13 protein-coding genes are annotated in these 13,980 nt (G+C 62.7%); 6 read left to right on the forward strand and 7 right to left on the reverse strand.

Annotated elements, in window-relative coordinates:
- Positions 1-195: 195 nt before the first annotated feature.
- Both KW821_RS03440 and KW821_RS03445 read right to left on the reverse strand, forming a co-directional pair.
- Positions 196-624, reverse strand: a complete 429-nt coding sequence (locus tag KW821_RS03440) for a VOC family protein (RefSeq protein ID WP_218290460.1) — start codon at positions 622-624, stop codon at positions 196-198.
- Between the two features lie 403 nt (positions 625-1,027).
- Positions 1,028-1,390 (reverse strand): DUF2061 domain-containing protein, encoded by a 363-nt coding sequence (locus KW821_RS03445; protein WP_042651652.1) that lies wholly within the window; start codon positions 1,388-1,390, stop codon positions 1,028-1,030.
- Between the two features lie 180 nt (positions 1,391-1,570).
- Between KW821_RS03445 and KW821_RS03450 the strand changes: the two genes are divergently transcribed.
- Positions 1,571-1,777 carry a hypothetical protein gene (locus KW821_RS03450; RefSeq protein WP_218290461.1) on the forward strand — a complete coding sequence of 69 codons (207 nt, stop codon included), beginning with the start codon at positions 1,571-1,573 and terminating at the stop codon, positions 1,775-1,777.
- A gap of 107 nt (positions 1,778-1,884) precedes the next feature.
- Here KW821_RS03450 and KW821_RS03455 read toward each other — a convergent pair whose 3' ends face one another.
- Genes KW821_RS03455 through KW821_RS03465 form a run of 3 tightly spaced genes read right to left on the reverse strand, consistent with a single transcriptional unit; the run spans position 1,885 to position 5,097 of the window.
- Complete coding sequence (locus KW821_RS03455; protein WP_218290462.1) at positions 1,885-2,739, reverse strand: 23S rRNA (adenine(2030)-N(6))-methyltransferase RlmJ; 855 nt, start codon at positions 2,737-2,739, stop codon at positions 1,885-1,887.
- The gene (locus KW821_RS03460) at positions 2,733-3,194 is read right to left on the reverse strand and encodes a DUF2390 domain-containing protein (protein WP_042651654.1); all 462 of its coding nucleotides are present in this window, start codon (positions 3,192-3,194) and stop codon (positions 2,733-2,735) included. Before KW821_RS03460 ends, KW821_RS03455 begins: the two co-directional genes overlap by 7 nt.
- Entirely contained in the window at positions 3,187-5,097 is a 1,911-nt protein-coding gene (locus KW821_RS03465; protein ID WP_042651655.1) for an ABC transporter ATP-binding protein, read from the reverse strand. Before KW821_RS03465 ends, KW821_RS03460 begins: the two co-directional genes overlap by 8 nt.
- Positions 5,098-5,250: 153 nt before the next feature.
- Between KW821_RS03465 and KW821_RS03470 the strand changes: the two genes are divergently transcribed.
- The 3 genes from KW821_RS03470 to KW821_RS03480 all read left to right on the forward strand — a co-directional run bounded on the left by KW821_RS03470 (position 5,251) and on the right by KW821_RS03480 (position 8,412).
- Positions 5,251-5,661: a CBS domain-containing protein gene (locus tag KW821_RS03470; protein WP_042651656.1), complete on the forward strand. Its 411-nt coding sequence runs from the start codon at positions 5,251-5,253 to the stop codon at positions 5,659-5,661.
- A gap of 388 nt (positions 5,662-6,049) precedes the next feature.
- Positions 6,050-7,114, forward strand: a complete 1,065-nt coding sequence (locus tag KW821_RS03475; protein ID WP_218290463.1) for a porin — start codon at positions 6,050-6,052, stop codon at positions 7,112-7,114.
- 353 nt (positions 7,115-7,467) lie between these two features.
- Positions 7,468-8,412, forward strand: coding sequence for a chemotaxis protein CheV (locus KW821_RS03480; RefSeq protein WP_042651658.1), 945 nt, complete (start codon positions 7,468-7,470; stop codon positions 8,410-8,412).
- Positions 8,413-8,542: 130 nt separating this feature from the next.
- Here KW821_RS03480 and KW821_RS03485 read toward each other — a convergent pair whose 3' ends face one another.
- Positions 8,543-9,142, reverse strand: coding sequence for an arylesterase (locus KW821_RS03485; RefSeq protein WP_218290464.1), 600 nt, complete (start codon positions 9,140-9,142; stop codon positions 8,543-8,545).
- A gap of 234 nt (positions 9,143-9,376) precedes the next feature.
- Between KW821_RS03485 and KW821_RS03490 the strand changes: the two genes are divergently transcribed.
- Positions 9,377-10,102 carry an ABC transporter ATP-binding protein gene (locus KW821_RS03490; protein WP_218290465.1) on the forward strand — a complete coding sequence of 242 codons (726 nt, stop codon included), beginning with the start codon at positions 9,377-9,379 and terminating at the stop codon, positions 10,100-10,102.
- Between the two features lie 97 nt (positions 10,103-10,199).
- The gene (locus KW821_RS03495) at positions 10,200-12,641 is read left to right on the forward strand and encodes an ABC transporter permease (RefSeq protein WP_218290466.1); all 2,442 of its coding nucleotides are present in this window, start codon (positions 10,200-10,202) and stop codon (positions 12,639-12,641) included.
- Positions 12,642-12,788: 147 nt separating this feature from the next.
- Here KW821_RS03495 and KW821_RS03500 read toward each other — a convergent pair whose 3' ends face one another.
- Positions 12,789-13,694: a TIGR01777 family oxidoreductase gene (locus KW821_RS03500; protein WP_218290467.1), complete on the reverse strand. Its 906-nt coding sequence runs from the start codon at positions 13,692-13,694 to the stop codon at positions 12,789-12,791.
- Positions 13,695-13,980 lie beyond the last annotated feature (286 nt).

Here is a 13,980-nt window from a genome sequence, read left to right on the forward strand (position 1 = left end):
ACCGTTACGGAAAAGTTATTTGAAATCATCATATGCCAGCTTGCCTCTATGCCTGTCCTTATTTACTTGGCTTCCTCTTTTGGCTATATCATTACGACGCATAAAAATAAAATTAGAGCGTCATAATTTTTAACGAGTCGTAGTCACCTCGTTGCGCCATGGTGGGGGCTATATCACTTGAGCTCCATTCTTTTTCTAAAACCGAATTTCCACCGACTCAGCACTACGCGTTGCCTCGCCGTGATACACAGCTTCGATATTATTGCCGTCCGGGTCGAGGACAAAGGCGGCGTAGTAGCCGGGGTGATAGACCCGCTCGCCGGGGGCACCGTTGTCCTGGCCGCCGTGGGCCAGCGCCGCCTGGTAGAAGCGCTCCACCATGGCTCTGTCTTGCGCCTGAAAGGCGAGATGATGACGACCGGTCAGCACCCCAAGCGCAGCCGGGCTGTCGATTGAAGTGACAAACAGCTCGTCAGCCCAGAAGTAACCCTCACCCGTGCCACCCAGTGGAATATCGAGGGCGGCCAGAGTGGCCCTGTAAAAGCGCTGGCTGGCGGCCAAGTCCTTTACCACCAGCTGAATGTGGTCGATCAGACGACCCCGATGCAGTGTTTGCGTTTCCATGCACAGCCTCCACTCAGAAATTTTTGGACAAGAAACCGCTCTGCTTGCTGGCTACCGCTTTTAGGCAAGCTACCGCCCCTGAATGTCAGCTTCCAGTGTGCTGCTATTTGGCTGCGCTTGGGGGATGGCGTGGCTCATGGGTGACTCCAACGAGGCATATATTGCCATTCGGGTATGTTAGCGAGGGTGGCGCGGAGGGGAAGGGCAAGGTGATGGATTTCTGGGCGGGATCAAATAATGAGTCGCTATGGCAAGGGGAGTGCCGGCGTCGCGGGTCTGTGGGAGGGGGCTATGCCCCTCATTGGACTCATGGGGCCGGTTTTGCCGGCCTCTTTTAGGCCAGCACCAGGGTTTGGCGGCTGCTATAGCCGCTCGTGAAGGGGAAGGGCTGGTCGTCCCCCCCTTATGCCAGTGCCAGTTGCTGGCGGGCGCGCCACAGCCGTTCGTGGAAGAAGAAGACGACGGTGTTGATGGCAGGCTCGATCAACGCCATCACGCCGCCGGTCAGCAGCTCACCGCTCAGCAGGTAGGCGACGGCGAAGGCCACCGAGAAGTGCACCAGGGCGAAGCTGCTGGTCTTGGCCTGCAGGCTGTGATCGGGTTTGGCTCTGTGCCAGGCGCGATCGTGGAAGTAGAAGGCGACAGTGTTGACGGCGGGTTCGATCAGGGCGATCAGGCTGGCGGTCAGCAGTTCGCCGGTCAGCAGGTAAGCCACGGTGAAGGCGACACTGAAGTGCAGAACGGCGAAGCTGATGGTCTTTTTCATGATGGTGTCTCCTCTGGCGATGAGTGCAGTATCACCCAGAGCTACATCAAATGAAAACTATTCTCATCTATAAGCTAAATAGGAAAAGCCTATCGACCGAGGTCGAGGCCATCAGATTGGGGACTTGTCTGGGGGCTCGGTGGCGATAGAGTGTGCCTTTGCCATGAAAAAGGAGCTTTCATGACCCTCAATGCCAACCTGTTTGTGCTGTTCGCCCTGCTGCTGATGATCCTTGTCGGTGTCGTGGCATGGCGGCTGGCGCGCCGCAAGAGCCAGCATCCCGTGCTGATCACCTTCCTGTGCGTGCTGCTTTGTCTGTTCCCGCCATTTGCCATATTGGCCTTGCTGATATTGGCGCTGCGGCGGGATCTGCCCGCCCGCGCATAAGGGCTGCACCGGTTGTCGCACAAGCACAGGCCGCCGCACCAATACAAAAAGCCCCATGATGGGGCTTTTTGTTTTTCAGCGTGGCGGGTACTGCGTGGGCGCGGGGGTTAACCCTCGGCCTTGTTCAGCCACTCGACCCTGTACTGGGCACCGGCGCCCTGAGCCAGCTTGGCACAGAGGGGCTTGAGGAAGGCCTCTATCTGCTCGGCCAGCATCCAGGGGGGGCTGATGATCAGCATGCCTGAGCCGTTCATGCCCCAATCGGCAGTTTGCCCGGCCACTTCCAGCTCGGCCACCAGCACGTTGCCGAAGTTCTCCCGCTTGATCGCCTTGAGCATGTCGCGGGACTTGTCCGCCTCCTGGCCGAGGATGGGATACCAGAGCGCATAGATGCCGGTGGCCCAGCGCTTCTGCGCCTTCTTGAGGGTATCGACCACGGCGAAGTAGTCTTCCTTCAGCTCATAGGGTGGGTCGATGAGCACCAGCCCGCGGCGCGGGGTGGGGGGCAGCAGGGCGATCAGCCCTTCGAAGCCGTCGCGATGGTGCACGGCGACGCGGGGGTCGTAGCCCATGTTGGCGCGCAGGTCTTCCACCTCGTTGTTGTGCAGCTCCATCAGCGCCAGCTTGTCCTGCTCGCGGGCGAGACGGCGCGACAGCTCGGGGGAACCCGGGTAGTAGTGCAGCTGGCCATCGCTATTCATCTCTTCGATCACGCCAAGATAGGGCGCCATGGCAGACCACTGGGCGCGCTCGTCCCACAGGCGGCCTATGCCGTCGGCGTACTCCGCCTTCTTCTGGGACCAGTCGCCGCGCAGGTCGTAGAGACCGCCACCGGCATGGGTGTCCAGCACGATGAAGGGCTTCTCCTTCTTCTTGAGGGACTCGATGATCAGGGCCTGGACGGCATGTTTCAGCACGTCGGCGTGGTTGCCGGCGTGAAAGGCGTGGCGATAACTCAGCATATTAGGTCTCTGAGGGGGCCCTGCTGGGCCCCCAGTAACGATAGATAGTTCAACAGATTGTGGCTCTCGCCCCGAGTCAGGCTGAGGCTGCGCAGGGTCTGCAGCAGGACGCCCTGTTGCAGCCGCTCCAGCTCCAGCTCGTGGGCCAGCATGGACTGGTACTCGGCCTCATCCAGCCGCGCCTTGGCGTTCTGGCGCAGGGCCCGCCAGGGGGTCAGCACCACCTCGGTCTGCACCAGCGCCGGTTGCAGCGTGCCGAGCTCGACCGGGATGCCATCCTGATCCAGCCGGTGCAGCAGCAGGGCCAGGTTGATGTTGCCCCCCTGCGCCTGCAGGCTGAGCCAGTCCTGGCTGCGTGTGCCATAGACCTTGCCGCTCCAGTGCCAGAATGCGAGCGGGGTGGGCAGTTCATGGATGGCGACCCGCTCGGCCGCCACCCCTCGTTCGTCACGCAAAGAAGGCCTGCTCCTGGCTTTCCAGCTCCTCGGAGAGGCTCATCCACTCCAGCTCGACCCCTTCCAGCTCCTCCTTGAGGGGGCCCTGGGACTTGAGCAGCTCGGAGAGCCGGCTCTTGGCGCTCTCCTCGTAGATGGCGGGGTCGGCCAGCTGCTCCTCCACCGCGGCGAGCCGGGTCTGCAGCTTCTCCATGCTGGCCTCTAGCTTCTCCAGCTTCTGGCGCAGGGGCCGGGTCTGCTGGCGGAACTCCGCCTCGCGCCGCTTCTGATCCTTGCGCGCCAGCGCGGAGTTGGCGGAGACGAGGCCGTCGCTCGGCTTGGCGTTCGCTTCTTTGTCCTGCTCGCCGAGCCACTTGTGGTAGTCGTCCAGATCGCCGTCGAACGGCTCGACCCGGCCGCCGTGCACCAGATAGAAGTCATCCGTGGTGGTGCGCAGCAGGTGCCTGTCGTGGGAGACCACCACCATGGCGCCCTCGAAGCCTTGCAGCGCCATGGTCAGGGCGTGGCGCATCTCCAGGTCCAGATGGTTGGTCGGTTCATCCAGCAGCAGCAGGTTCGGCTTCTGCCAGGTGACCAGCGCCAGTACCAGCCGCGCCTTCTCGCCGCCGGAGAAGGGGGCCACCTTGTCCAGCGCCTTGTCGCCGTGGAAGCCGAAGCTGCCGAGATAATTGCGCAGCTCCTGTTCGGTCTTGTCCGGCGCGAGGCGTGCCAGGTGATCGAGCGGGGTGTCGTCCAGGCGCAGGGTCTCCAGCTGATGCTGGGCGAAGTAGCCGATGCTGACCCCGGCGCTCACCTCCAGCTTGCCCGACAGCGGTGGGTTGGTGCCCGACAGCATCTTGATGAAGGTGGACTTGCCGGCGCCGTTGCGCCCCAGCAGGCCGATGCGCGAGCCCGGCACCAGGTTGAGCTTGATCTTCTCCAGGATCACCTTGTCACCATAACCGGCGCTGAGGTTCTCCATGGCGATGAGCGGGGTCGGCAGGGCCGACGGCTCGCGAAACTCGAAGCTGAACTCGGAGTCGGCGTGGGCCGGCAGCAGCTTCTCCATCCGCTCCATGGCCTTGAGGCGACTCTGGGCCTGGCGGGCCTTGGAGGCCTTGTAACGGAAGCGGTCCACATAGGCATGCATGTGGGAGATCTCCCGCTGCTGCTTCTCGTACATGGACTGCTGCTGGGCGAGCTGCTCGGCGCGCTGCAGTTCGAAGTCGGAGTAGCCGCCGGTATATTCGTTCAGCTTGCCGTTTTCGATATGGATGATGCGGTTGATGACCGAATCGAGGAAGTCGCGATCGTGAGAAATAAGCACAAGCGTACCCTGATAGCCCTTGAGCCACTTCTCCAGCCAGATGACGGCATCGAGATCCAGGTGGTTGGTCGGTTCATCCAGCAGTAGCAGGTCGGAGCGGCACAGCAGCGCCTGGGCCAGGTTCAGGCGCATACGCCAGCCACCGGAGAAACTCCTTACCGGAGAGTCGAGCTGATCGCCGCCGAAGCCGAGGCCATGCAGCAGCTCGGCGGCGCGGGCGCGGATGCTGTAGGCGCCTATGGTGTCGAGCCGGCCGTGCAGCTCGGCGACCAGCAGGCCGTTGTCATCCTGCTCGGCCTGGGCGAGCTGGGCCTCCAGGGCACGGAACTCCTTGTCGCCATCTATTACGTAGTCCAGCGCGGAGCAGTCCAGCGCCGGGGTCTCCTGGGCGACGCCGGCGATCTGCCAGCCGGCGGGCAGGCTGAAGCTGCCGTTGTCGATGGCCAGCTCGCCACGCACCAGCGCAAAAAAGGTGGACTTGCCACAGCCGTTCTTGCCTACCAGACCCACCTTGTGGCCGGGGTGTATGGTGGCGGAGGCGTTGTCCAGCAGCGTGCGGCCGCCGCGGATCAGTTCGATTTGACTGGCAACTATCATGGATGGATCTGCTTGGCTCAAGATGAAGGAGAAAACTGGCGCGGATCTTACGTGAAATGGCGCAGATTTGCACTTTAGGCTGGGGTGCCTGGCTGGCTGCGGCAAGAAAAACGTGCCATAACAGAGACATCTGTCAGGGGACAGGAGGCTGCCATGCTGATTAAAGAGATCATGACGACCCGGGTTGCGACCGTTTCCATGGATGACAGGCTCAATGTCATCAAGGAGATCTTCGAGCAGGCCCACTTTCGCCACCTGCTGGTGCTGGAGGACGAGGTGCTGATGGGGGTCATTTCGGACAGGGATCTGCTGCGCGCCCTCAGCCCCTATCTCGACACCGATGCCGAGATGAACCGCGACACCGAGACCCTCAACCGGCGCGCCCACCAGATCATGAGTCGCCAGCCCATCACCATCGCCGCCGATCGCTCGCTGCAGGAGGCTGCCAGGGTGATGCTGGAGCAGCATGTCTCCTGCCTGCCGGTGCTGGAGAAGGGGGCCCTGGTCGGCATTCTCAGCTGGAAAGACCTGCTGAGGGTCATGCTCGACTGGCAGCCCGCCTGAATGCCATCACCCGATAATCTAGTGTCACCTTACCAGCCGCTATAACAGCCCGTCTGTGGTCCGGAAGCCCTCGCCAGCCAGGGTTACGCATTCTTTACCCCTTCTTCCTCTCTTCATCTTGCCCCTCCCGCCCTGTACTCAGCAGAGACTGACTGACGGTGTCGCTCTATCTCCAAATGAAACGCATAATATGTAGCCAATTGGCGACGATTTATGTCGGTCAGAAGCCTTGTTTGGCCTCCATTCATCAATTAATCGTCAACTGCTTCAGTTCCTATCAAGGTTCGCAGATCTACCCTAGGTCATCGGAAATGAACCCGATTCTAAATTTCTAAATGACAACGACCGAGCAACAGGTCTGATAGCGTTTACACCAGAGGAACGAACAATGAAAAAAACAGCATTGACTATGGCCATCTCCAGCCTGCTGCTGGCCGGTGGTGCTCAAGCTTCTACCGTTTACAACCAAGATGGTACCAAGCTGGACATCGGTGGTCGTGTTCAAGGCATGTACTACGGCAGCGATAACGACAACGAGAATGGCGATCAGAGCTATCTGCGTCTGCGTATCGGTGGCGAGACTCGCGTCAACAGCGAAACCGTGGCCAACGGCTTCGTTGAGTACAACGTACCGACCAACGACTCCGACACCGAGCTGCGTTATGCCTACGTTGGCGTGAAGAACGATCGTTTCGGTGCCTTCAGCTACGGTCGTCAGGATGGCCTGATTGCCAAAGCCGTAAACGACTACACCGACGTTCTGCCTGAGTGGGGCGGCGATGGCCTGGGCAAAGGTACTGAAGTATTCGGTACCGGTCGCACCAACGGCCTGGCTCAGTACTTCTACACCTTCGACGGTCTGGTACTGGGTGCCCAGTTCACCGGCGAAAACGAAGCCCAGAACGACAGCACCTCCAGCTGGACCAAGGGTTCTGCAGAAGGTTACGCCCTGTCTGCCAACTACAACTTCGACATGGGCATCAGCCTGGGTCTGGCCTATAACCAGGCTGGCAAGACTGCCGACCAGAGCGCCAACTCCAACTTCGGTGGTGACGACGATGCGAAGCTGACCGCCGTTGGTATCAAGTACAACGCCAACAACCTGTACGCTGCCGCGACCTACGCCTATGGCGAAGACCACGTCTATGTGAACCAGTCTGGCTACAACGGCTACGCCGAAGAGAGCAACGGTTACGAAGCCGTGGTTCAATACACTTGGGGCCAGTGGAAGCCGTCCCTGGCGTATAACCGCCTGGACGTGAAGGGTGAAACCTTCGACGACACCCTGACCGAATACGTCTCCATCGGTGCCTGGTACAACATCAACGAGAACTTCGACGTTTACGTTGATTACAAGGCCAACCTGCTGAGCGGTGGCGATACTGATGGTTACAACGAGTTCGGTCAGAACACCGACGACGTCGTTGGCGTGGCCATGCAGTACCACTTCTAAGTCATTCCCTGACTGCCTACTGTATTTTTTTGACCGGCCGCTTTGCGGCCGGTTTTTTTATGGGCGCAGCATAAGCTCGCGCTTTTGGAACCTCAGACCAATCCCCAGCTCAGCATTGTCCCCTCCTGGCCGATAACCCTCTTGTCGGGCTGATGGCGATCGGGTTTCCGCTCGGTGCGGCAGCTATGGGGCGAGGATCACGCCCCGCGGCCAAGATCCTATCTTTCCTCGACCCTTTTCATTATTTCTATAGGGACTTGCGTTGCGCCTATGGCGGGGGAATGCGGGTCTGATTGGCATGTCGACGCCGTGCTACGGTGGCGGCACTCGGAAAACGGACGTAAGGGCTTTATATGGCGAGCATATTGGATTCAGTGGATCAACGTACCCAGCTGGTGGGGGAGAATCGCCTGGAACTGCTGATGTTCCGCCTGGGCTCCCAGCAGCTGTTTGCGATCAACGTGTTCAAGGTGCGGGAGGTGGTGAAACTGCCTCGCCTCAACAAGATGCCCGGGGCCCACCACAACATCAGCGGGGTGGCGAACATCCGCGGGGTCTCCATCCCGGTGATCAACCTGCGCGGCGCCATCGGCATGCGCCCCATGGCGGTCGACAGCGACTCCAACCTCATCATCACCGAGTACAACCGCAGCATTCAGGGTTTTCTGGTCGGGCAGGTGGCCCATATCGTCAACATGACCTGGAAGGACATACTGCCGCCGCCCCGTTCGGCGGGCCGCTCTAACTATCTCACCGCCATTACGCGCGTCCCGGAGCGGGGGGCCGATCAGATCGTCGAGATCATCGATGTGGAGAAGGTGCTGGCCGAGATCATCACCTATGACATCCGCATCTCGGCCGAGGTGCTAGACAGGGAGATCCTGCCCCAGATGCACGGTCGCAAGGTGCTGATCGTCGACGACTCCAGCACGGCGCGCAACCAGGTGCGGGAGACGCTCGCCCAGCTCGGGCTCGAGGTGATCGAGTGTCAGGATGGGCTACAGGCGCTCAAGCTGCTCAAGGGCTGGTGCGACGCGGGCAAGTCGGTCACCGACGAGATCATGCTGATGATCACCGATGCCGAGATGCCGGAGATGGATGGCTACCGCCTGACCCACGAGGTGCGCAGCGATCCGCGCATGGCCGATCTGTTCATCACCCTCAACACCTCCCTGAGCGGCAACTTCAACGAGGCCATGGTCAAGAAGGTCGGCTGCGATCGCTTCATCTCCAAGTTCCAGCCCGATCTGCTGGTGGGGGTGGCCCAGGAGCGGCTACGCCAGATACTGCAAGCCTGACCCCGATCCGACGACATTATGGTCAGGCAGATCGGCTGCGATCGAGGCATTGCCACGTTTTAATCAGGATGACAAAGCACCCGCCTCGGCGGGTGCTTTGTTTTAGGGGCTAGCGGCCTATCACGCGGGGCTATTGGATCAGCAGGGGCTCGATAAAGCTCGCGACCCGGTCGCGGATCTGCGGCTGGGCTTCGGCCGTGGGATGGAGGCCATCGTTCATCAGGAGTTCAGGGCGAAGCGCAATATCATCCAAAAAGAAGGGCATCAGCGGCAGGCCATTGGCCTGCGCCAGTTCCGGGAAGATCTGCTCGAACTGGCGCAGATAGCGTGCACCATAATTGCGGGGCAGCTGGATCTGGGTCAGCACCGTCTTCACCTGCTGTGCCTTGGCAAGCGCCACCATCTTGACCAGGTTGTCACGGGTGATGGCGGGGGCGAAGCCGCGCAGGCCATCGTTGGCACCCAGCTCGATCAGCACCCAGTCGGGTTTATGCTGCTCGAGCAGGGCGGGCAGGCGGGCCAGCCCCCCTTGCGTCGTTTCACCGCTGATGCTGGCGTTGATGAGCCTGTGCTCGCCGCCCTGCTGCTGCCATTTCTGCTCGAGCAGGGCAGGCCAGCTCTGCTCGGCCTGCATCTGATAGCCGGCGCTCAGGCTGTCTCCCAGCACCAGCAGGGTCTGGGCCTGCACCGATGAAACCAGGCAGCAGAAGGCAAACAGGAAACGCGTCATTATTTCAACTCCGATCATTCGTTGTCATTAGGGGCCTGGGCAAACAGGATATGCATCGTGGGTTCAGTGCCCATTATTTATTGTCAGCAAGGGCGTGGGCAAACAGGATATGCATCGTGGGTTCAGTACCCATTGTTTATTGTCAGCAAGAGCCTGGGCAAACAGGATATGCATCATGGGTTCAGTGCCCATTATTTATTGTCAGCAAGGGCCAAGGTAAACAGGAAACGCATCATGAGTTCAACTCCCATTATCGTCGTCAGGGACCTTGGCAAGACGGTTCGTCTCGGCCAGGAAAGCCTCACCATCCTTGAAGGGATCGACCTGCAAGTCAATACCGGCGAGACGCTGGCCCTGGTCGGTGCCTCCGGCTCCGGCAAATCCACCCTGCTTGGCCTGCTGGCCGGGCTGGATCTGCCGAGCAGCGGCGACATCGAGATCCTCGGCCAGTCGCTGACCCGGCTGGACGAGGAGGGCCGGGCCCGCCTGCGCGCGGAGCAGGTCGGCTTCATCTTCCAGTCTTTCCTGTTGCTGCCTACCTTAAGCGCGCTGGAGAACGTCATGCTGCCCGCCGAGCTGCGCGGCGAGACCGATTGTGCCCCCAGGGCCAGGGAGCTGCTGGCCGAGGTGGGGCTCAGTGAGCGGCTGCATCACCTGCCGCCGCGCCTGTCCGGCGGTGAGCAGCAGCGCGTCGCCATCGCCCGGGCCTTCATGACCAGGCCCAGCCTGCTGCTGGCGGATGAGCCGACCGGCAACCTCGACAGCAAGACTGGGGAGACGGTGATCGAGCTGCTGTTTCGTCTCAACCGCGAGCACAACACCACGCTGGTGGTGGTGACCCATGATCATGAACTGGCCCAGCGCTGCCAACGGCAGTTGGTAATGGCGGCGGGACGACTTGCGTCGGATATGCCGGCACCCGAAGCCGCCTCTGCCTCCCGAGTCAGGGAGCTGTCATGAGTCAATGGCGACTGGGATTTAAGTTACTGCGCCGCGAGGGTTTCAGCGGCGAGTTGCGGCCTGGGCTCGGGCTGGCGCTGGGTGTGAGGAGTCAGTCATGAGTCAATGGCGACTGGGATTTAAGCTGCTGCGCCGCGAGGGATTCAGCGGCGAGTTGCGCTGGTTCGTGCTGGCGCTGGCGCTGAGTGTGGCCTGCGTGCTGAGCGTGGCGCTGGTGGCGGACAGGCTGGATGCCGGGCTCAAGGCCTCGGGCCGTGACTTCATCGGCGCCGATCGGGTGTTGCGCTCCGCGACCCCGGCGCCCGAGGCCTGGCTCGAGCAGGCCCGGCAGTATGGCCTCTCCATCCAGACCACGGTCAGCTTCAACAGCATGCTGTTTCACGGGGATGGGCTGCAACTGGCCTCCATCCGGGCCGTGCCGAGCGACTTCCCCTTCTATGGCAAGCTGGAGCTGATGCCGCAGCGGGCGCCCGCGCCCGGCGAGATCTGGCTCTCCGCCCGGGTGATGCAACTGCTCGGCGCCAGGCTAGGGGACGAGCTGGAGGTCGGCAATACCAGATTGAAGGTGGCGGGGGAGCTGGGGCAGGAGCCGGATCAGGGCTTCAGCCCCTTCCAGATGGCGCCACGGGCCCTGATCCACAGCGCCGACATCGAGGCGACCGGTGCCCTGCTGCCGGGCAGCCGCCAGCAGTGGCGCTATCTGCTCAAGGGCCCCCGTGAGGGGATCGCCAGCTACGAGCGCTGGCTCAAGCCCAAGCTGGCGGCGGGACAGAAGCTGATCAAGCCGGATGATCAGGGCTCCCAGGTGGGGAAATCCCTGGCCAACGCCGAGCGCTTCTTCCGCCTGGCCTCCCTGGCGGGGGTGCTGCTGGGGGCCCTGGCCATGGGCATAGCGGTGCGCCACTTCGCCGAGCGGCAGACCAACATGGTGGCGCTGCTCAAGACGCTGGGCGCGTCCCGTCGCACCCTCTGGCAGCTGATGGGCACGCTCCTGTTCTCGCTGACCCTGATCGGTGCCTTCATTGGCTTGGTGGCGGGCAGCGGGATGCAGTGGCTGACGCTGCAACTGCTGGGGGATCTGCTGCCCAGCGATCTGCCGCCGCCCTCCTGGCGCCCCTTCGCCCTCGGCCTGTCGGTGGCCTTCTTCATCACCCTGTTGCTGGCCTTCATCCCCTTCCTGCGGCTGCTCAAGGTGCCGCCGCTGCGGGTGCTGCGCCGTGAGCTGGAGGCGGGCGTACCCCCCTGGCTGACGGTGCCGGTCGGCCTGCTCGGCCTGTTTGGCCTGGTGTGGGGCTTCACCGCCGACGCCAGGCTGGCGCTGGGGCTCATCGGCGGCATGGGGGTGCTGATGGGGTTGCTGGCCGTGCTGGCCTCCGGGCTGCTGCGACTCGGCAGCCGGCTCAAGGGACCTCACGCCCTGCGCCTGGCCATCAGCCACCTCTCCCGCGAGCGGGGCAGCGGCCTGTTCCAGCTGGCGGGTTTCGCGCTGGCGCTCATGCTGTTCGGGCTGCTGTGGGCGGCGCGGGTCGACTTGCTGGACGACTTCTCCGCCCGCTTGCCGGCGGATGCCCCCAATCGCTTCCTGGTCAATGTGGCCGATCAGGAGCGGGACGGGATCCTGGCGGACCTGCGCCAGGCCGGTGCCATCCCCTCGGACTTCTATCCCATGGTGCGCGGGCGCCTGACCCGGATCGCCGGCCAGGCGGTGGGTGAGGATGCGGCGCGGGAGGGGGTGAACCGCGAGCTCAACTTCACCACCACGGCGGCGCTCCCCCCCGACAACCAGCTGACCGCGGGGCAGTGGCTCACCGGCAAGGGGGAGGTCTCCGTCGACGAGGTGCTGGCGGGCCAGCTCGGCATCGCCCTCGACGATATCCTCAGCTTCACCATAGAGGGGCGCAGCTTCGAGGCCAGGGTGACCAGCCTGAGATCCATCAAGTGGGACAACATGAGGCCCAACTTCTACATGATCTTCTCGCCGGATCTGCTGGCGCCCTTCTCCCAGACCTGGCTCGGCAGCTATCGCCTGCCCCCCGAGGGACGCAGCGCCGAGGTGGAGCTGATCCGCCGCCACCCCACGGTGAGTCTCATCGATGTGGAGGACTTGATCGCCCGACTCACCGTGGTCTCGGATCAGGTGAGCCGGGCGCTGGGGCTGATGCTGGGGCTGGTGACCGTGGCCGCCCTGCTGGTGCTGCTGACCCAGACCCAGGCCAGCATGGCCCATCGGCGGCGCGAGCTGCTGCTGATGCGCACCCTGGGGGCCGGCAGCGCCCTGCTCGAGAAGATGCTGCGCTGGGAGCTGGTGGCGAGCGGCCTGCTGGCGGGGCTGTGCGCCGCCATGGTGGTCGAGCTCTGCTCGTTCGGCCTGCAGTGGTGGTGGTTCGATGGCCGCTGGCAGTTCCACTGGGCCATCTGGGCCGGGCTGCCGCTGCTGGGGGCGCTGCTGGTGACCCTGGCTGGCCAGGGCATGCGCCGCCAGCTGCTGGCGGGGACCCTGAGCGATCGGCTGCGAGGGCTGGGGCAGGGGTTGCTGTAGGTTCGATTAGCCACGACGTGGCGTAATCGGACTAACGGGGATGCTGATGCTTGGTTGCCAGCTACGCGAGCGTCCGATGACTAATCGACCCTGCGCCCTTCTCTCAAACAGCGCCCGGCCTTGGCCGGGCGCTGTTTTTTGTGGGTCTCAGCGGGGGGCGTGCAGCAGGTTGTCGAGGGCCTGGGGCAGCTCTGGGTAGGTAAAATGGAAGCCTGCCTGCTGCAACCGGGTGGGCAGTACGTGCTGACCGGTGAGCAGCAGGTCGGCCGCCTCGCCCAGCAGCAGGCGCAGTGCCCCGGCCGGTACACACAGCAGGTGGGGGCGGTGCAGGCTGCGGGCCAGGCTCTGGCTGAAGGTCCGGTTGTCGACCGGCTGGGGGGCGGTGCCGTTGAAGATGCCGTCGCACTCGTCGTGTTCCAGCAGGAACAGCATGGCGCGCACCAGATCCTGAATATGGATCCAGCTCATCACCTGCCGGCCTGAGCCCATGGGGCCGCCCAGCCCGAGGCGATAGGGGGGCAACAGCTTGGGCAGGGCGCCGCCATCTTGGCCGAGCACCAGGCCGATGCGCACTATGCAGACCCGGGTGCGGGGGCCGCGGGCCTGTTGGGCCAGGCTCTCCCACTGCTGGCAGAGTCGATGGGTAAACTCGTCATGGGGCTGGCGGCACTGCTCGTCCAGCGGCTCATCGCCCTGGCGGCCATACCAGCCGATGGCGGAGGCATTCAGCAGCAACCTGGGGGGCGTGCTGGAGAGCTTGATGAGATCCACCAGCTGCTCGGTCAGCAGCCAGCGGCTGTTGCACAGCAGCTGTTTGCGCTGCTCGCTCCAGCGGCCACTGGCGATGGGTTCCCCGGCCAGGTTGATGACGATGTCCACGTCGTTGAGATCGTCCAGCCGATCCAGGTTGTCGAGCAGCTTGATGTCGTGGCCGAGCAGATCGTAGGCCCGGCTGCCCTGGCGGGTCAGCACCACCACCTCGTGCTGCACCTTGAGATGGGCCACCAGGCGGCGACCGATAAAGCCTGTCCCCCCCGTGATCAGTATCTTCATGTCCTGCCTCCCTGATGCTGTTGGCTCTACTCTAGAGGGCGGGGTCCGGATGAACAAGCAACTGTTTTTGCGAGTATTATAATTTTTTGTGCGCCGGCGCCTGGATTGGCCTGCGAAGATTGGGGGAGACTGTGGCGACCCGGCGTGCGGGAATAAGATGTGGGGATGAGGCTTGTTTCACGGCTCAGCGGGGGCCACATGGGCCACTCATCTCGCGCCCTCGTGACTTGCCAAGTCGCTGACAAGGCGTAGACTTGTCTGCTTTTTCGCCTTTGCCATTGTGGGG

The sequence above is a fragment of the Aeromonas sp. sif2416 genome, from assembly GCF_019218665.1.
Classification (GTDB): Bacteria; Pseudomonadota; Gammaproteobacteria; order Enterobacterales; family Aeromonadaceae; genus Aeromonas; species Aeromonas encheleia.